Source organism: Shewanella bicestrii, from assembly GCF_002216875.1.
Lineage (GTDB): Bacteria > Pseudomonadota > Gammaproteobacteria > Enterobacterales > Shewanellaceae > Shewanella > Shewanella seohaensis.
This window is the reverse complement of sequence record NZ_CP022358.1, coordinates 2978929-2999002: the sequence shown is the minus strand read 5'-3', so window position 1 is coordinate 2999002 and position 20074 is coordinate 2978929. Positions and strand designations below refer to the sequence as shown.

Sequence of the window (20074 nt, the reverse complement as noted above, 5' to 3'; positions counted from 1 at the left end):
TCACAGTCTTGGGGCGCAGTGCCAGATTGTGCTATGGTAAAAGCAGTGTTCCTCTGTTGTAGGTGTCTAAAATTGAGTATCAATATTCTCAAAACCTTAGGTGACGGTCGTCGTTATATGAAGACGTGGCCTATGGTTAGACAACTGGGTTTGTATTTTCCTGAGTATCGGGTGGTACGCGCCACTCAGCTTGCCATTCTGGTGATGCCAGTGCTGGCGATTTTGGCGAGTGTGAGTCAGATTTATACCTATGGTTGGGCGTTTTTACCCCAAGCCCTCACAATCGCTTTGTTCTTTATTAGCCTGCCGTTGCAGGGCTTATTGTGGTTAGGCTGGCGTGCACGCCATCCATTACCTTTATCGCTGTTCGACTGGAGTAATCAGTTGAGTGCGAAATTGTCTGCCATGGGCATTCATTGCCAATCCTTGGGCGCTAAGGCGTGTTACCTTGATATGGCGCTCATTTTAAAAATAGCCTTTGAGCGCTTAGATGCCAGTTATTGGGAGGAGCTTTAAGCCTCCCTTGGCGTCTTAATACACTGCATTAATGCCATGAGAGCTAAACACGGCTTTAATTTTTTCCATGGTGTCGCGACTCGGTGGGGCGACGCCATCGAGTTGATAACTTTCTCCCATCGCTTCCCACTTGTGTTTACCCAGTTCGTGGTAGGGCAGGAGTTCAACTTTTTCAATATTCTTCATGGGCTTGATAAATTCGGCCAGTTGTAATGCCGAAGCTTCATCGTCGGTAAATCCACCCACAACCACATAACGTATCCAGGTAGGCTGATTGCGTTTGGCGAGATACTCGGCAAATTGCAGCGTTCTGTGGTTACTGACCTTAGTCAGTTCAATGTGTTTATCGTCATTCATTTGTTTGATATCGAGCAACACCAGATCGGTATTATCGAGTAGCTCATCAATCACTGGCGTGTACTTACGCACAAAGCCGTTGGTATCTAAACAGGTATGAATGCCTTCTTTCTTACAGGCTTTAAAAAGCTCGGCGACAAACTCCGCCTGTAATATGGCTTCGCCACCGCTGGCGGTCACACCGCCGTTGCTGGCATCGAGGAAGGGACGGTAGCTAATGATTTGGCTCATTAACTCGTCGACCTGTACTTCTTTGCCACCATCAAGATCCCAAGTATCACGGTTATGACAATACTGACAGCGCATTAAACAGCCCTGCATAAAGGTGATAAACCGTATGCCTGGACCATCCACTGTGCCAAAGGATTCCACTGAGTGGATCCGACCGGTAACTGCCATTGTGACTCCTGTTGAAATAAGTGAGGCTGTAGCACATTGTACTACAGCCTTACCTAATTTAGCTTACAGACCTTTTGTGAAAGTACGTGTGATCACGTCTTGCTGCTGCTCTGGGGTCAAAGAGTTAAAGCGCACTGCGTAACCCGATACCCGGATGGTCAGTTGCGGATACTTGTCAGGGTTAACGACCGCATCCTCAAGCATTTCACGGTTCATCACGTTAACGTTCAAGTGTTGACCGCCTTCGTGTCCTTCGTTGTGGGCGAAATATCCGTCCATCAACGCCGCGAGGTTAGTACGGCGACCGTCTTCATCTTTACCTAAGGCATTAGGCACGATGGAGAAGGTGTAAGAGATACCGTCCTGTGCGTGGGCAAAAGGCAGTTTTGCCACTGAGGTTAACGAGGCAATCGCGCCTTTCTCATCACGGCCGTGCATTGGGTTTGCACCCGGTGCAAATGGCGCACCTGAACGGCGACCGTCTGGCGTGTTACCGGTTTTCTTACCATAGACCACGTTAGATGTAATGGTCAGAATTGACTGAGTTGGGATAGCGTTGCGGTACATTTTACGGTCGCGGATCTTCGACATAAAACGTTCCACTAAGTCACAGGCGATATCGTCGACGCGTGGGTCATTGTTACCAAATTTTGGATAATCACCGCTGATCTCAAAGTCGACGGCAATGCCGTTTTCATCACGTACAGGTTTAACTTGAGCGTACTTGATAGCAGACAGTGAGTCGGCCGCGATAGAAAGCCCTGCGATACCACAAGCCATGGTACGACGAACGTCTCTGTCGTGCAGCGCCATTAGCGCAGCTTCGTAGGAGTACTTGTCGTGCATGTAGTGAATAGAGTTTAGCGCAGTGACATATTGCGTCGCTAACCAATCCATCAGGCCGTCTAAACGATTCATCACGTCATCGAAGTTCAACACTTCGTCGGTGATTGGGTCAGCTTTAGGGGCGATTTGGATTTTCAGTTTTTCGTCAACACCGCCGTTAATCGCATACAACATGGTTTTTGCCAAGTTTGCACGGGCGCCGAAGAACTGCATGTGTTTACCCACAACCATTGGGCTCACGCAGCAAGCGATAGCGTAATCGTCAGATTGGAAATCTGGGCGCATTAAGTCATCGTTTTCGTACTGGATAGAGCTGGTGTCGATAGACACTTTGGCGCAGTACTTTTTAAAGCCTACAGGCAGTTTGTCAGACCAGAGCACAGTGATGTTTGGCTCTGGGCTTGGACCCATAGTGTATAAGGTGTTTAAGAAACGGAAGCTGGATTTGGTTACCAGTGTACGGCCATCTAAGCCCATACCGCCGATTGATTCAGTTGCCCAAATAGGATCGCCTGAGAATAACTCATCGTATTCTGGAGTACGTAGGAAACGCACCATACGCAGTTTCATCACGAAATGGTCAATCATTTCTTGAGCTTGTTGCTCTGTGATGGTGCCGTTTTTCAGATCGCGCTCGATGTAGATATCGAGGAAAGATGAGGTACGGCCTAAAGACATAGCTGCGCCGTTTTGGCTCTTCACAGCGGCTAAGTAGCCAAAATATGTCCATTGAATCGCTTCTTTGGCGTTAGCGGCTGGGCGAGAAATATCGAAACCGTATTTAGCCGCCATGGTCTTCATTTGACCTAGAGCGCGGTGCTGCTCGGCAATTTCTTCACGCAGTTGGATAACGTTAGATAAATCTTCGCCGGCTTCGAACTGGGCTTGCAGTGAGCTGAACTGGGCAAATTTATCCTTCATTAAGAAGTCGATACCGTAGAGCGCTACGCGGCGATAGTCACCGATAATACGGCCACGACCATAGGCATCGGGTAAACCAGTTAATACGCCGGATTTACGGCACGCCATGATTTCAGGCGTGTAGACGTCGAATACGCCTTGGTTGTGGGTTTTACGCAGTTCTGAGTAGATGTATTTTACATCGGCGTCGAGTTCGCGGTTGTAAGCGGCACATGAGCCTTCAACCATGCGAATACCACCGTTAGGTAACATAGCGCGCTTGAGCGGCGCATCAGTTTGTAAACCAACGATAGTTTCTAAATCTTTATTGATATAACCCGCGTCATGGGAAGTGATGGTAGAGACCATCTTAGTATCGAAATCAACTGGCGCGTGGGTACGGTTTTCTTGCTTGATGCCTTCCATCACTTTGTCCCACAACTGGGTTGTGGCTTCGGTGGCACCGGCTAGGAATGACTCGTCACCTTCATAGGGAGCATAGTTTTGTTGAATAAAGTCACGTACATTGACTTCAGATTTCCAATCGCCAGGGGTAAAACCTTCCCATGCGTTGGCAAACAGTTCAGTTTTGTCGGTCATCGTACTAATACCTTTTGGTTGAGATAAAGGTCATTGGCGCTCATGGGGCAAACCATGTTGAGTATAGGCCAATCGCTATTTCCTGATTAAAGCTCCCTTCAAGATGACGCCCTATGATGGGAACTGGAACTTGGGGATATTTATCGCGCCAAGTGTCTGTCTATTGATACCCGATAAGATGACAAATATTCGTTTAACTTGGATTATCGGTTATCGATAACTCTTTTTATAAATTGGTAAGACCAATTATCCATGAGCATATTAGCATAGCTCTTATACTCTCGCATCTTAAACGGGCGAGTTTGTGCCCGGTTAATCGCAAATTTGCTAGCAAGGTAGCATTTTTTTAGCACAATAAGGTTTAAAGCACGCTTTTGCTGGCCCATTAGCTGCCAATGTCATCGCTTATTTGATTGACTGTCGCGCTTTTAACCGACGAAAGCTATCACCGTATCGATTGATTTTAATTGTTTACGATTTAGGCGGTCTTTGGCCTGATAATACAGTCGTCGCAAAAGGCTCGTTTATACGGGATGCTAGGCGGTGGTAGGGTATTTGACGGAAAATAGTCAGTATGAAAGCGTTTGGTTTGAGGGGATAGGAAACATGATTGTTTCTCCTCAAGTGAATGCAGCGCGAACAGTGGCGTCGTCAACAAGCCGTCATCTTGATTACGGACACTCACCTTCTGTAAGGTTAAATCTGCTTCATCTTGCCTAAAAATGATATTGAAAAGCAGCATGGCATATTGGCTAAAGGTGATTGAAATTGGTATGACCAATTAACCTTTTGTGTTTATGGCTTCAAAACTTTTACATTTTACCTGTGAATAACATCACGCTTTGGCAAACTCTGCTTCACGGCTAATGCGATTTGTATGTTACAAAGCGTGACTTTAGTGAGTCATCATTTAAGCAAGTCTTAATGTAAATGTTGATTGGTTTGATCTGCGCTTGGGCGCTGTAGGAGAGACCTATGTTGCAAGTTCGCGTTTGTTTATCGGCTTTGGGAGTACAGTTATGAAAGACTCACACGCTAATGCTCCACAAACATCCTCGACTGGCCATGAGCCAATACAGGTTTCTTCACACTTTAGCTGTTATCACCAAGCCGAAATTTACGGCAAAAGCAAAGTGGTTAAGGCGCCTTGGCAATCCTTTGGTTTAGCGGTCTTTGCTGGCGCTTTTATTGCCTTAGCCTTTGTGTTTTATCTGACTGTCACCACGGGTGCGGGTGATAGCGCTTGGGGCTTAGTGCGCCTAGTGGGCGGGATTGCCTTCAGCTTAGGCTTAATTTTGGTGGTAATTTGCGGCGGTGAGCTGTTTACCAGTTCGGTGCTGAGCAGCGTTGCATGGGCGCAAAAGCAGGTGACAACCAGTGAATTACTCAAATGCTGGAGCCGCGTGTATATCGGCAACTTCGTCGGTGCCATGTTAATGGTTGGCTTGATCATGGCGGCGGGCTTATATGAGCTCGATGGCGGCAACTGGGGCTTAAATGCGTTAAAAGTGTCGCAACATAAGTTACACCATACTTGGGTACAGGCATTTAGCTTAGGTATTTTATGTAACATGTTGGTGTGTCTGGGTATTTGGATGACCTTCGCCAGCCGCGAATCCCTAACTAAAGCGATTTTACTGATCCTCCCGGTAGCCATGTTTGTCAGCAGTGGCTTTGAACACAGTATCGCAAACCTGTTTATGGTGCCGCTTGGGATCACTATTCAGTCGGTCGCTAGCCCTGAGTTTTTTGCATCCCTAGGCGTGACCCAAGAACAATTTGCCGATTTAACCGTGGCAAACTTCGTATTCAATAACTTAATTCCTGTGACCTTAGGGAACATTGTCGGCGGCGGTGTGATCGTTGGCCTCGGTTATTGGTGGATTGAGCAGGGCCAAATTGCCTTACCCGATCCGCAAAAATCCCATCAACCGCACTTTTTTGCATCGCCTCTGCATACTGAAAAGGCGAAAAATAGCCAAGAAAGTAAGTAAGAGAGTTAGTAACTAAGCGAGTCAGTCACTTAGATTTGGGATAACAGCTCCTTGAGTGACTGCTTGCCTTAGGCTTATAAAAATGCCCAGTGTTACTGGGCTTTTTTGTGCTGCATTCGCAGTAAAACGCTTTTTTATGCAGATTAGCTGTTTGTGATAGATGTAAGCATTTTGCGTAATCATGTAAGCGAATGAAGATTTTATGTACTGATTTACAGCGCTTTAGTTTATAGTGCGGCCTTTTCTGTTTGACATAAAATGGCGCATCTATGACGACTCCACCCTCGACGACTCAGCCAACTGAAGCAGCTCAGACTGCTATGGCACCATCCGCTTCACATACTCCCTCAGCCTTTCAAATGCCCGATACCTTAGTGATCATCTTTTTTGTGGCATTACTTGCGGGATTAATGACTTACTTTATCCCCATCGGCTCGTTTCAAACCCAGGAGGTGCATTATCTGGCCGATGGCGTCGATAAAGCGCGGACTGTCGTCGACCCTAATTCTTTTGCCTATCAATTGGATGATGCGGGCGAGCCTAAGTTACAACCCGTGGCACTGTTTAAAGGCGAGGGCGGCGTTGGCTTTTTTAACTTCGCTTTTGAGGGCCTGACATCGGGGTCTAAATGGGGCAGCGCGATTGGCGTTATCATGTTTATGCTAGTGATTGGCGGCTCCTTTGGAGTGGTGATGGCCACTGGCACCATAGATAACGGCATCTTAAAGCTAATCGATAAAACCCGTGGCAATGAAAAGTTATTTATTCCGGTGATATTTACGCTGTTTTCCTTAGGCGGTGCCGTGTTTGGCATGGGAGAAGAGGCCATTGCCTTTGCCATTATCATCTGCCCACTCATGATCCGTTTAGGGTATGACGGTATCACCACTGTGATGGTGACCTATGTGGCGACCCAAATTGGTTTTGCCAGTTCTTGGATGAATCCCTTCAGTGTGGCGATTGCCCAAGGGATTGCGGGGATCCCGGTTCTTTCAGGCAGTGAGTTTCGTTTCCCCATGTGGCTTGGATTCACTTTGCTTGGCATCGTCTTTACCATGCGTTACGCCCATCGTATTCAGCAGCAACCTAGTCTCTCCCATAGTTATCAGTCCGATGCTTATTTCCGTGAGCACCATGCCAATACTCAGCTCGAGAGCCGCTTTAATCTTGGGGATGTGTTGGTGCTGCTGTTGTTAGTGTTAACTATGGTGTGGGTGATTTGGGGCGTTGTGGCAAAGGCGTGGTTTATCCCCGAGATCGCTAGTCAGTTTTTTACCATGGGGATGGTGGCTGGCGTCATTGGCTGCGTGTTTAAGCTCAATGGCTTAACGCTTAACAAGGTGGCGCAGAGTTTTAAGGACGGCGCCAAAACCATGTTAGAGCCAGCTCTTTTAGTGGGATGTGCCTCGGGGATTTTACTGCTCCTTGGCGGCGGTGCTCCGACTGAACCGAGTGTGCTTAATTCGATACTGAACAGCGCAGGCGGGGTAATTGGCCATTTGCCGGATGCACTCTCGGCGTGGTTTATGTTGTTGTTTCAATCGGTATTCAACTTTTTTGTGACCTCAGGATCAGGGCAGGCCGCATTGACTATGCCACTGATGGCACCTCTCTCTGACATTGTTGGTGTGACGCGCCAAGTGGCGGTATTGGCCTTTCAGCTCGGCGACGGGCTCACCAATATCATAGTACCCACCTCAGCCTCTTTGATGGCGACCCTTGGCGTATGCCGCGTCGATTGGGGCAACTGGCTGAAATTTGTCTGGCGTTTTATGTTGCTGCTGATGTTGGTCTCAAGTGTGCTAGTGATTGGCGCGCACTATCTTGGATTTAACTAGGTGCGAGGATTTAGCTAGGCGCTAGGGATAACCTCAGGCAGCGGGTAAATAGGCACTAAGGGTTAACTCAGTGAATTGGTTAAAACGGCATCCGAGGATGCCGTTTTTTTGTGGTTTTCTATCTTCCTAAAGGGAAATTAGAATTTCACTTTGTAACCTGCAAACACGACACGACCTAAGATATTATGAGTATCAGTATCGTATCCAGGGTAACCTAAGCTGTAGTTAACCGTTGGCATTGCATCAAACAAGTTGCGTGCACCTACAGTGACTTTACCATAGCTGTCGAAGTCATAGTTTAGGGTGAGGTCCCATGTAGTGAACGATGAGAAGTCTTGCTTGTTTGTGCCAACTTCTTGTTGCTGTGGAGTTTCACCATCATAAGAGTCAATGTACTTAGCAATCAAAGATGCAGAGAAGTCATCGATGGCGTAGCTAAATGTTGTGTTGAAACGTAGTGCAGGATAACCCTTAGTACCTAACACATCATAACGTTTAGCAATCGGGCTTGCTTGTTCTGTGTATTCAAGCGCATAGGTTCCTTCAACCGCAAACTTAAATGCACCAAATTCAGCAAAATCGAAGTTTGATGTGAATGACACGTCAAGACCTGAGGTTTGTACGCCATCCATGTTGATGTTGCCAGCGCCAATTTCATCGATGGTGCCGTCAGCTTTACGTTTAACGTAGATGTAGTTAGGGTCATAAGCACCTAAACCACCAATTGCTTCTAAATCCACAATTGTTTGTGCATCGATGTAGCTGACTTGGTCTGTGATTTCGATGTTGTAATAATCAACAACTAAGTCGATGTTTTCAGTGATATTCCATACGGCACCGAAAGAGTACTGAGCAGATTTCTCTGGATCTAGCTCTGTGTTACCTGAACTCTTACGTAGGTATTGGTTATCTTCACAAGCTGGGTTGCCGTCTTTCTGATCAGCAGGCAGACTTTGACACAGAGTGGTGTCAGTGATTCTGTCATAACTGGTTGCTGGCTTGCCTAACAAGTCATCCAGTGATGGTGCTCTAAAGCCTTGGCCGTAAGATGCACGTAACACTAGGTTATCTAATGCTTCGTAACGTACGTTTACAGAGCTTGAAAGCTGACCAACATCTGGCAAGCTATATTGGTCGTAACGGCTCGCTAGTTTCACGTTTAAGTGATCTAATACTGGCAGTTCTAATTCAACGAATGCTGCTTTGTAGCTTCTATCACCAGCAGAATCACCACCGTAAGTTCCTAATACATTACCAGCTGCTTGTTGAGCATCACGGGTATCTTTGTATTCGATTTTTTGGTATTCCATACCCAGAGCGTAACCTAAGTCACCACCTGGTAAGGAGATAGGAGCCAGTGCAGCCCATGATAATCCTGTACCGGTAGTGTTAGATGTTGCTTTACGAGTCGCTGTATGTAAGAAAGTATCTAAAGTTTCTTGGGTCGCATTACCACCTTCTACAAATGGGTTGTATAGACCTTTATCAACCGCTTCTTGTAACTTATCTTCGAATACGTAAGAGTCAGTTTCAATGTTTACGATTTGATCTGAGTATTGTACGTACCAGCTCAGAGAGCCTGCATCTAACTCAAGGTTTAGACCTGTGACAATGTCTACAACGTTTGAGTCGAATTCAGTCTTACGATCAGCTACGCCCTTCAAGCGATGATAAGCTTGAACTTCTGAAGCATTCGCTGTGCCGAATGTTGGGTTTAATGGGTTATCTGCCGCCATGTATAGGTTAGGAGTCCACAGCGCGGTAGAAGACGTGATGGATTTATCACGCATTACGATAGCTTGACCAAACCACTCTAATTCGTCAGTGATACGGTAAGTCATATTAGAGAATACAGAGTCTTTTGTTTGATCTGGTAAATAGTCAGTACCATCAAACTGGTTGAAACCACAAGCTGAACCGTCTTTGGTGGTTACAATGCGATCGGCTGGACAATCTTTACCTGGAACCTGTAAGCCAGTGTAGACTGGGGTGCCGAAGGTACCATCTGCGCCTTTCACAGGACGAGATTCAACTGGACGATATGTGCCTTCTGGCGCATATAAGCCACTACGGCCGTATTTCTTGTCCCAGTTCGCGGTTAAATGAGGACGTTGACCGCCTTGCAGTGGATCAAATTGCTTATGCTCGATGATCACTAAGCTGCTGCTTTTATCACTGGTATTACCGAAAGTGACAGAAGCTGACTTTTCGTCTCTTCCACCTTGAGTCGGGCTACCAAATTTGGCATCGAATGCTAAACCGTCAAAAGTCTTCTTAAGGATGATGTTGATTACACCACCGATAGCATCTGAACCATAAATTGCTGATGCACCGTCACGTAAAATTTCAATACGCTCGATTGCATCCATTGGAATTAAATTGAGGTTAGTAGCATCACCACCAAAAGTTGCAGATGGCGCAATACGGCGACCGTTGATTAAGGTTAACGTACGGTTCGAACCTAAACCACGCATACCTGAACTGGCATGGTTACTGGCAGAGCTACCTGCATCACTAATAAAACTACCAGCAGTGTTAAATGGCATTTGTGCTAAAACAGCAGAAACATCACTTAAACCTGTTTTGGCAATATCTTCGGCCGATAAAACAGTAACTGGTAACGCTGATTCCATATCAGTTCTTTGAATACGGGAACCTGTTACTTCAATACGTTCTACCTTAGCGTTATCCTCTGCAGCATAAACAACAGTACTAGATAAAGCTGCTGTTGTGGCACCACCAATTAACGCAAAGCGAACCGCTTTGGCTAATGTCGAATTAGCGCGCATATCATTCTCCCTTAACACTTGTTATTTGTTTAATTGTTATTTTAATTAAATACGGAACGTTGTAAGAAATAGAGCCCTATTTAATTAGGCTCAAGATATAACCACAAGAAAATAACAAGTGCAACAGTGTAAATTTCGTAAGTTGCAATGCTTAACGATTAATTGTTAATTAAATGTTTTTTGTTGGTTTTATTTATGAGTGTGTTAGCGGCTTTTAGATGTTTAAAACCAATTTTGGCAATAAAATCAGCAGTAAGTTTGAATGTATATTAATGAGTTGTTATTTATTCGTAAAAATTGAAAGTTTTTGTAAGAATAAAATAATCATACTTTTTTTGTATATTTAGATTTTTATTTAACCTCGGTGTTTATACGGTTTTGAGTTCTGTATTTTTATTGGCGTCGTATTAAAAATAGCTTAAATCAGTAGATGCTGTACGGTTATTAACTCGTTTTTGAATATCTTTTATTCAGTGAGTTTTAAGTATTCAGTGTTTTCAATTTAAGCTAACTATTTTATGGGGATTTTTAAGCAAAATGCATTTAACTAGACAAAATAAGTGAATTTAAATTCACTTATTTTGTCATACAAATATTTTATGAAATGAGGTTTGAATGTTTTATAGACACCCGATGCTAAGCATTTAAATACTTATGAGTAGGTTAAACTGTAGTGGTGTTATCTGTTATGTGAGTAGGATTAGGTAGATAATGAGTTAAATACCTGAGTGCGACATAACAAACGACTATGGTTGCAACACCGAGTTCGAAGTCCGCAAGTAACCATACCCAGTGGGTGAGGTCGCTCATTTGACTAAATTGCGCGAGCCAGTGGGCGGTTTTAAACAGTGCCGTCGCGCCGATCACCATGGGAAAGGTGAAAGCGGCATAGCCTGGGCTAAAGGGCAATTTGAGCAGATGGAAAAAAGCGAGATAAATCACTGCTGTCATCAATACTGCAATGCTGGCCAATACGGCGACCAGAGCAATTGAAGGTTGCTCGCACACAGTTAAGTAGCCCGCTAAGGATAAACTGGCTGGCGCGGCGAGGATGGCAATGGTGGGTTTAGCCGCATCGGGCACAGCTTGACAGAAGATTAATCGATAGAGCATCAATGGCAGCATGACTAAATATGCGAGCATGCCGAAGGCTAGGATCAAGTTCACTAACCATGGCGCGCCATTACTGGGGAAGGATACAGCCGCCACTATGATGCCAATGGGTGGCACAAACCAGCTAGGCACCATATGTTCGAGCTTGAAGTCGATAGCGCGGTAATAGATAAAGGCGCCTAAAAAGAGGACATGGATAACAATGGCCCCTAGCCACAGTGTTAAGCCGGCATGGGGGAAATAGTGGCCGAGCAGGTTCGAGACCACCATTAACGCCATGGCGAATGTTGGGATCACGCTACCAACAACCGGATGGCTAAGTTCGTTCTTCAGCACTGTGGGATGCAGTATAAATTTTGCAGCCAGCAGCATGAGTAAGACTGAGGCTATGACAGCACCTGTCAGTTGGCCCCACCCATTGAGTGAGGGCATCACACTCTCCCAGGTCCAACCTAAGCTTGCAATCGCAAGGGCGAGTCCGCCCATAGGGCTGGGTAATTTTGCTGCCTGTGCTGTCCAACGTTTACGTTTTGAAGTCATGTTTGTTACCTCTCAACACTGACATTAATTCGATGTGTCTATCTGTTAATGTCAGTGTATGGCTGAGAGTGTGATAAATAAAATTGATTGATTTTATTCAGAGATTCAAATTTTATTAATCTTTAGGGTTTGCGTTTACAACGCAGCAAAGTATGCCCAAGACCAAGGTTGTCAGTGTCTTCATCGACGTATAAGCCCGCTTGATGTAGTAACGTTATCAAGTCCTTAGAGTGGTACATGCGGCTATTACCATTGGCCATCGCAGTAAAGTACAAGCTCGTCGCATTGACGCAATAGGCTGAGGCGGCTGAGGGTTGTCTGTCCCAGAAAGTTTCGACAATGAACAACTGACTGTTTGGCGTCATCGCCTGAGCGGTGCGTTGCAAGATACTGAGGATTTGCTCCAAAGAGAAGCAGTCGAGGAACTGGCTCATCCAGTAGGTATCGGCGCCTTCGACAAAGGGGCGTGATTCATCGAGCAAATCGGTGGCAAAGGTGTGGATCCGCTTGGTAAAGCCATGCTTGGCGGCATTGTCTTTGGCAACGGCTAATTGGCCTGGGAAGTCCATCAGGGTGACTTCAACCTCTGGATGAAACTCGCAGCAGCTTAGCGCCCATTTACCCGTATTTCCGCCAATATCGACTAAGTGCTTGGGAGAATGGGCAAACACTAAGGGTAAAATCTGTGGAAAAGCATGATCAGAATAATAGTGATCGAAGGCAAACCAGCTGGCCTTAGCCTCAGCAGGTAAATCCTTAAGGGCAGGGTAAATCGTCTGCCAATCGCCAAATACCGCCAAGCCAGAGGGTTTACCCGCGACTAGCGCCTTATCGAGTTGAAACAGTCCTTGATAACACACGTCCTGCACAAAATTGAGGTTAATGGCCGCCATATCATCGTGCAGTAAAAAATAGCCTGTTTTATCGAGCACATAGGTATCGCCATTGAGCCATACCAGCCCCATGCTCAGTCCCATATCGAGTAAAACGCCAAGGGCATACTCGTTTAACACACTGGTTTGCGCAAGTTGGGCTATGCTCAGCCCTTGTTCGCCAGCTTGGTCAATGGTGGCTAATACTTCAAATTTCAGCAGGCAATGGGCAACCTGAAAACTTATGGGGCCAAAGGCGATTTTTTGCGCCTCAAATTTGGCATCGAAGGCGCTTAAGGCTTTCGGGGTATGATAGAAGGACATAAATTGGTTGAGTTTACAAAGGAATACAATCTTTATAGCGAAGTTAACGGCAAAAGTCAGAGTGGCGGTGGAAAACTATGAACTAGCTCCAACTTAGTGGATAAATGCAGATCTGGAGGAGAGGGAAGTGGTGTTAATGGTGATTGCGCATAAATTTCGGCCATAAAAATACCCAGACAATGCTGGGTATTTTTTGTAGGCCTAATTGCCTTATTACTGAATGTTCTCTTCGTCGCCAAACTGGCCTTGGAACAGTACAGACGATAAGTAACGCTCGGCAGCCGAAGGCAGGATAACCACAATGTTTTTATCCGCAAATTCAGGCAGAGCCGCGATGCGGTTCGCCGCAACCACAGCAGCGCCAGAAGAAATACCGACTAAAATGCCTTCTTCTTGCATTAAGCGGCGCGCCATGTCGATGGCTTCATCGTTGGTGACGGTTTCAACGCGATCGATTAACTCAAGATCTAAGTTACCAGGGATAAAACCTGCGCCAATACCTTGAATTTTGTGTGGACCAGGTTGCACTGGTAATCCCGCTAAGGTTTGGGTGATAACTGGTGAATCAGCAGGTTCTACCGCGACAGAAGTAATGGCTTTGCCAGCGACTTTCTTCAGGTAACGGCTTACACCTGTGATAGTACCGCCAGTACCTACACCTGCAACAAACACATCCACAGCACCATCGGTATCGTTCCAAATCTCTGGACCAGTGGTTTTTTCGTGGATTTCAGGGTTTGCAGGGTTATTAAACTGCTGCAGCATAATGTATTTTTCAGGCGCCGATTGACGGATTTCTTCCGCTTTATCGATAGCACCTTTCATGCCCTTTGCGCCTTCGGTCAGCACTAGGTTCGCACCTAAGGCTTTCAGCAGTTTACGACGCTCTAAGCTCATAGTATTTGGCATAGTTAACGTCAGCTTGTAACCACGGGCAGCCGCCACATAGGCTAAGGCAATCCCGGTATTACCTGAGGTAGGCTCAATCAGTTCGTGATCTTTGGTGAGCAGGCCTTTTTTCTCGGCATCCCAAATCATATTGGCACCGATACGGCATTTGACACTGAAACTTGGATTACGTGCTTCGACCTTTGCCAGCACTTTACCTTGGCTTACGCGGTTTAAACGCACTAACGGGGTATTGCCAATAGTATATGAATTGTCTTCGAAAATTTTGCTCATGGATTGCTTGCTCCTATGTTTGCACTATTGAATCATAATCGCCTGTGGCGCATTTAGAAGTGATTGTTTGTTCTTCTTTATTCGATTTGGTTATTAAAGATAATCCTGTTATTCGCAAAGCCCAATTGGCAGTGGGTTTAACTGTGTTAACCTCTTGCTAACATCAATAAAAAATAACCTGTAAATAAGAATAACCACTTGATGTTTCACTTATAAAACTTCTATCGGAATCGGATTGCCACACTATGAAGCAACAACAAACGGACTTGGGCAAAGATCCAAGAACTATGGTCACCCCTAAGGCATTCACTATTGCCGAATCGGTACTTTATACCCCGTTAGCGACGCCATTTAAGCGGGCGCTGGCGATGTTAATCGACGGTTTATTTATCACTATTTTAGCCGAACAAATGGATTGGCTGTTTGTTCTGCTGGTGGTGGGGATTATTTACATCGAGAAACGCAGTCGTCAGTTTGGCCGCTTACTCAAATGGGGCCTCTATGCGGCCATGCTGGGATTAATGCTCTTTAGCTCGGCGGGGAATTTGTGGAATTTCCATCAATCGAGTAAAACTTCCCGCGAAAAGGTCAACGCGCCACAGGATATCAATGCTGTTGTTAAGGCAATTCCAGATCTTGTCTCCCTCGGACTCTGTGAAAATACCGATTGTGCCCGTGAACAGATCCGTGCTTTGCAGCAGACGCTCGACACTCAGACACTCGAGATTCAGACGCTCGAGAATGTGCCTATGGAGGGAATGTCGGCAGTTGAGCGCCGCGATATGGTATTAGATACTTTAGCGAGCTCGGAGTTATCCGAGGCCGATAAAACGCAGTTACGCGATGAAATTATGGCGGGCAGTCTCTGGCCCGAGGTGAAGGTGTTTGAAGTCACTCTGGATTCAACCAAGGGATTAGCTAAGAATTCAACCAAGGATTCAAGCACATTATCACCGCCGTCAAAGCCAAATCAGTCGCCCGATGGCACGCATGAAGCTGTTTCTGCACCTGAGCCAATAACCGATGGATTAGCCAACGCTCAAACCGATAATCGAGCGGCAATGGAAAATGCTCCCTTAGTTCCTGACATCAATCTCAATCTAGCACATCAAACCGAAAGCCCTAACAGTGAAGTCGATGATGAAGAAGAGAGTGACACCCGCAGTGTGCTGGCGTGGATCAAAGGCTTTATGAGCGATATGGGCTTAGGTTTTGGCTGGGCTGCATTTTACTTCACTGTGTTTACCGCCAAATTTGATGGTCAGACCTTAGGTAAGAAACTCTTAGGCATCCGCGTTATCCAACTTGATGGCGCTAAAATCAGCCTTTGGGGGGCATTTGGCCGTTATGGTGGTTATGCGGCGGGCTTCACGACGGGTTTACTGGGCTTTATGCAGATATTTTGGGATGCCAATCGGCAGGGGATCCAAGATAAAATATCTTCCACAGTCGTGATAGACTTAGCGCAAATGCATAAAAAGCAACAATTAGAGCAGCAACAGGCGCAGGCTGAACACGCATTGGCCGCCGTGCCAACACAGAATAATGCGACGTCTGCTCACCTTACAACAAGCACCCGTTCGGAGCACCTATGAAACAGGTCGTTATTTCTGGCAGCGGTTTATTTACGCCGCCACACAGTATTTCTAATGAAGCTTTGGTGGAGAGCTTCAACGCCTATGTCGATATGTTTAACCTTGAGAATGCAGGATTAATTGAGCAGGGCCATGTTGAGCCGCTGTCTTATTCCTCCAGTGAGTTTATCGAGAAGGCCTCGGGCATCAAACACAGATATGTGATGGTTAAAGATGGTATTCTCGATCCTGAAATCATGATGCCGCTTATTCCTGAGCGCAGCAGTGACGAGTTATCTATGCAGGCCGAAATTGGGGTTGAGGCGGCAGTGATGGCTCTTAAGCAAGCGGATGTGAAGGCCGATCAAATCGATTTAGTGATCGTTGCCTGTGCTTATACGCAGCGCGCTTATCCTGCGATGGCGATTGAAATCCAGCGGGCACTGGGGACCCGTGGCTATGGCTACGATATGCAGGTTGCCTGTTCTTCGGCCACTTTTGCCATTGTGGCCGCCGCCAATGCGATTGCGACGGGCTCGGCGTCACGGGTGTTAGTGATTAACCCCGAAATTTGTTCGGCGCAGGTGAACTACCGTGACCGTGATAGTCACTTTATCTTCGGCGATGTAGCGACTGCTATGGTGCTCGAAGAGCAAAGCCTAGTGGCCGCCAATAAGGGTTTTAATATTGTATCGAGCCGTTGTTTTACTGACTACTCGAACAATATTCGCAGTAATTTCGGCTTTTTAAATCGCTGCGATCCAAGCTCGGCACATCAGGCAGATAAGTTATTCCACCAACAGGGGCGTAAAGTCTTTAAAGAACTATTGCCGATGATTTATCAGCATTTAGACGAGCATCTGGCCGAGCAATCCCTCACACCACAGTCCTTTAAACGTTTGTGGTTGCATCAAGCCAACATCAATATGAACCAATTCGTGGTGAAAAAACTGCTAGGGGATGAGGTAACGCCAGAGCAAGCGCCCGTAGTGCTCGACGAGTACGCCAATACCGCCTCCGCCGGCTCTGTGATTGCCTTCCATAAATATTCCGCTGACTTTAATGCGGGCGATTTAGGGCTATTAAGCTCCTTTGGCGCGGGCTACTCCATCGGTAGCGTGATTTTGCAAAAACGCTAAATCGACTCAGGCCCCATTACCAGCAATGGGGCCTTAGCTTTTATATCAGCATATTGATTAAACGGTTTGATGCGGTACCTTAGCCGAAAATGCCTTTAATCAAACAAGGCTGTAAGCAGCCTTAAAAACACTTTTTTAAAGCCTCAGTTGCAATGCGAGAACCTGTCACCATGACGCTTCTTTACCCTGATTCGGATATTCCGTTTCATCCCAATCCTGGCTGGTTTCTTGGCGCCTTTAATTGTTATGACCGTGAGGAAACGCTCGGGGAAACACTCAATCGCTACGATCCTTTAGATCCCGCGCAGCTGCAAGCGCTGTACGATGCTTATGTGTTTGATGAGCTTAGTGAACAGCAGGGATTTACTTCTGCCCACAGGGCGGCAATGGCAATGAATTTAATCGCCGCGCTGAGTGAGACAAAGCATGATTTTGCCGCCTATTTAGCGATTGATGAGAGCGAGGAGGAATGGTGTTTTCCTTCAGTGTGGGTATTCCCTAAGCCACGCTATCCCTTTGAGCAGGCGTATATTGCGCTGCTGCGACATTGGGGCGCGGAGCTTACCGCAATCGGGATTGCGCTTCCCTGCCCAAGCATTTTGGATATTTATGAGTCTTAGCTAGCATTCCGATTAAAGCCCACAAGCCTTGTTGTGGGCTTTATGCAAAATCTTTCAGCCTAGAGCAACCAGGCGTAGCTTAACTTCATAAAATAGGTCTTCTCATCCCGAGTGAGCCGCGTGAGCTCATCATCCGAGGTTAGACTGTCGGAATAGCCCAAATAGAACACGCTCTGGGGATTGAGTTTGTAGCCGTAGAGGATTTCATTACCTAAGTGTGTAGCTTTGCTATCGGGCGTCGAATACAAATACTGCGCAAGATTACGCTCGATTTGGGTGTAAATGCTCGATAGGCGAATAAAACTGTGCAGACTCAATTGCCAGTGCAGGCGCACATCCGAGAGGTTTGCGGTAAAGAGTTTATCCTGCTCGACTTCCATATGCTGATATTGATGGGAAACATCCACCGACAGGCCGTTGGCTATTTTCCATTTGAACATCGGATTGATTAAGGTTTTTGTGCCTAAGCGATCGTTGAGGAAATCAATCTCATCGCCATAGTGGATCTCTAGTTCAAGGCTGAGGGCAGAGGTGGGCGTAATCGCGCCGTAAAGCCAGCCTTGGGTTTCTTGGTATTGATTGCTGTTACCTAACACCGCCAGTTGCGCGCTGTCATGGCGTGGGCCGACGCGTTCACGAGTTTCTATCCCAAAAGATAACTCACTCTGCAGCGTGCCATACATTTCCCAAAAGATTTCAAACTCTTGCTCGAGCTGCTCCCCGGCTTGATTGTGGGTGATATCCCAGTCGCCACCGAATTTAATCTTGTTAAATACGGTTTCGGGATACCAAATTAAGCCACCACCGGCCATCAAGGTGCGGTAATCAATTTTTTCCACAAAGCCTAAATCGGCGCGAAAATCGGGGGACACGTCGTGGTACTCGCCGTAGGCGAACCAATCGCGGGCGTTGTGTTCGTAGGTCAGTTGATACAGGGCGCCACTGAAATCCCGATCCGATTGGCTACGTAATACTTGCTCATTCACTTGGCATTGGCCGAGCTCACAGCTTAACGGCGTTTGGCCGCAGAGTAGTCCTTCGGTCAGTTCTCCCTCCACATTGCCACAAAATTGTTGGTACAGGGCCGTGGGGTAACGTGTCTGCGAATAGGCGACTTGAGCGGTAAAGATATCTTGGGCTGTCGGTTGGTATTTCGCATCTAAGCTCATGACATAATTGTGGTAATCATTTTGCTCGGCAAATTCTGTTAGTTGATTGTCGGCACTGCTCTTTGCCGTGATAAGCCCACCAAAGGAGAAGGTTTTATCCATATCGAAGCGGTAACGCGCCGCCAGGTTAAGGCTTTCTTCCGCTAAGGAGGTGACCTCAGAACTTAAATTCCCCGGCATCAAAAAGGTGGTCTGGCTGTCATTGGCGGCCAGCAATGCCCAAGTGTGTTGCTCGGTTTGGCTGGTGAGTTTTAGCCCATAGTCCGGCGATACAATATTGCGGGTATGCAGCAGATTCACTTGGGTATCGAAGTAGTCTTTATTGTCGAGGAAGAAGGGGCGTTTCTCATCAAAAAACAGCGCAAAAGTGCTGTTGATATCGAGCTGGCCGGCATCGGACTCCACCTGGGAGAAATCGGGATTTATGGTGGCATTTAGCAAGGTGCGCGAGTTAATGCCCCAGCGTAAATCGAGCCCTGGCTCATAGTTACTCTCGGTTTGCCAGCCATTTGCGCTTTTTTGCTCATTGCGATTGGCGACAAAGGAGGGGGTTATTTGCAGATCTTGTCCTTGCTTGGCGGAGGCTAAGCCCGTGGCGACGCCGAGCTGGCATAGCTGGCAACTGATGTTGCGATCGATTTTATGGGTAGATATGCGATGATTTTCATTGCGAGGATAGTAGCGGATCAGCTCAAATCCCCATTCTTGAACAGGTTTGTTATCGTCAAAGTTAAATAGCCGTAATGGCAGCTCGACTTCCACCTGATAACCCTCGGCGGTGATTTTTCCGGCGGTTTTCCAAATGCCATCCCAAGCTTCGCTCTCTTCGCCCGTGAGCTCATTCTCTATCGAGTCTAGTTGCACGCCCAGTGGATTGATAAAAAACTGATAGGCCAAGCGCGCGTTGTTAAAGGTATCGAGTTTGATCCCCACCAGATCGTCGCCCCAGAGATTATCCCTGTCCTTGAGCGTGGCGCGAATATGTTGTGGTTGACTGTCTTTGGCGGTAAAGGCCACAAATAGGCTGGTTTGGGTCGCGTAGATTCTGGCCTCGGTGTAAACGGGGGCCGCCGTGTTTTCGCTAGGCTGAGTCTCATAGCCTAGCTCGACTTGCGCCGCGAGCTGCCACACAGCCTCATCAAATTCGCCATCGATATTGGCGGCATCTTCTAAGGTCGGGATCGTTAATTGAAATTGGCTGACAGAGCCCGCCAAGCTTGGCGAACTGAGCAATACCGCAGTCGATAACACTAAGGGGAGAAACGTCTTCAACAACAAGGCCCAAATCATTCTGAAATGGCG

At 46.7% G+C, this 20074-nt stretch carries 13 protein-coding genes; 6 read left to right on the top strand and 7 right to left on the bottom strand.

The window, feature by feature from the left end:
- The first annotated feature begins 72 nt into the window (after positions 1-72).
- Positions 73-516, top strand: coding sequence for a terminus macrodomain insulation protein YfbV (gene yfbV / locus CF168_RS13005; RefSeq protein ID WP_083757889.1), 444 nt, complete (start codon positions 73-75; stop codon positions 514-516).
- 15 nt (positions 517-531) lie between these two features.
- On the opposite strand, the gene pflA is transcribed toward yfbV, so the two are convergent.
- Both pflA and pflB read right to left on the bottom strand, forming a co-directional pair.
- Positions 532-1272, bottom strand: a complete 741-nt coding sequence (gene pflA / locus CF168_RS13000; protein ID WP_089068073.1) for a pyruvate formate lyase 1-activating protein — start codon at positions 1270-1272, stop codon at positions 532-534.
- A gap of 63 nt (positions 1273-1335) precedes the next feature.
- The gene (gene pflB / locus CF168_RS12995; protein ID WP_089068072.1) at positions 1336-3618 is read right to left on the bottom strand and encodes a formate C-acetyltransferase; all 2283 of its coding nucleotides are present in this window, start codon (positions 3616-3618) and stop codon (positions 1336-1338) included.
- 1019 nt (positions 3619-4637) lie between these two features.
- Here pflB and focA point away from each other — a divergent pair.
- Together focA and yfcC are read left to right on the top strand one after the other, a co-directional pair.
- Positions 4638-5612, top strand: coding sequence for a formate transporter FocA (focA, locus tag CF168_RS12985; RefSeq protein ID WP_011716602.1), 975 nt, complete (start codon positions 4638-4640; stop codon positions 5610-5612).
- A 269-nt stretch (positions 5613-5881) separates the two neighbouring features.
- The gene (yfcC, locus tag CF168_RS12980) at positions 5882-7450 is read left to right on the top strand and encodes a putative basic amino acid antiporter YfcC (protein WP_167373635.1); all 1569 of its coding nucleotides are present in this window, start codon (positions 5882-5884) and stop codon (positions 7448-7450) included.
- Positions 7451-7587: 137 nt separating this feature from the next.
- On the opposite strand, the gene CF168_RS12975 is transcribed toward yfcC, so the two are convergent.
- From CF168_RS12975 to cysK, 4 genes are all read right to left on the bottom strand, one after another.
- Entirely contained in the window at positions 7588-10083 is a 2496-nt protein-coding gene (locus tag CF168_RS12975) for a TonB-dependent receptor (protein ID WP_240520027.1), read from the bottom strand.
- Positions 10084-10902: 819 nt separating this feature from the next.
- Positions 10903-11892 (bottom strand): TDT family transporter, encoded by a 990-nt coding sequence (locus CF168_RS12970; protein WP_089068069.1) that lies wholly within the window; start codon positions 11890-11892, stop codon positions 10903-10905.
- 122 nt (positions 11893-12014) lie between these two features.
- Positions 12015-13088: a methyltransferase gene (locus CF168_RS12965; protein ID WP_089068068.1), complete on the bottom strand. Its 1074-nt coding sequence runs from the start codon at positions 13086-13088 to the stop codon at positions 12015-12017.
- Positions 13089-13301: 213 nt separating this feature from the next.
- Positions 13302-14270 carry a cysteine synthase A gene (gene cysK / locus CF168_RS12960; protein WP_011622282.1) on the bottom strand — a complete coding sequence of 323 codons (969 nt, stop codon included), beginning with the start codon at positions 14268-14270 and terminating at the stop codon, positions 13302-13304.
- A 245-nt stretch (positions 14271-14515) separates the two neighbouring features.
- Here cysK and CF168_RS12955 point away from each other — a divergent pair, with 245 nt between their 5' ends.
- The 3 genes from CF168_RS12955 to CF168_RS12945 all read left to right on the top strand — a co-directional run bounded on the left by CF168_RS12955 (position 14516) and on the right by CF168_RS12945 (position 17603).
- A complete protein-coding gene (locus tag CF168_RS12955; protein WP_089068067.1) occupies positions 14516-15865 on the top strand; it encodes an RDD family protein in 1350 nt (449 codons plus the stop codon).
- Positions 15862-16983 carry a beta-ketoacyl-ACP synthase III gene (locus CF168_RS12950; RefSeq protein ID WP_089068066.1) on the top strand — a complete coding sequence of 374 codons (1122 nt, stop codon included), beginning with the start codon at positions 15862-15864 and terminating at the stop codon, positions 16981-16983. The genes CF168_RS12955 and CF168_RS12950 overlap by 4 nt, the downstream gene beginning before the upstream one ends.
- A 170-nt stretch (positions 16984-17153) precedes the next feature.
- Positions 17154-17603, top strand: coding sequence for a hypothetical protein (locus tag CF168_RS12945; protein ID WP_089068972.1), 450 nt, complete (start codon positions 17154-17156; stop codon positions 17601-17603).
- A gap of 59 nt (positions 17604-17662) precedes the next feature.
- Here CF168_RS12945 and CF168_RS12940 read toward each other — a convergent pair whose 3' ends face one another.
- On the bottom strand, positions 17663-20062 hold the full coding sequence (locus tag CF168_RS12940) for a DUF5916 domain-containing protein (protein ID WP_167373706.1): 2400 nt from the start codon (positions 20060-20062) through the stop codon (positions 17663-17665).
- Positions 20063-20074: the final 12 nt, after the last annotated feature.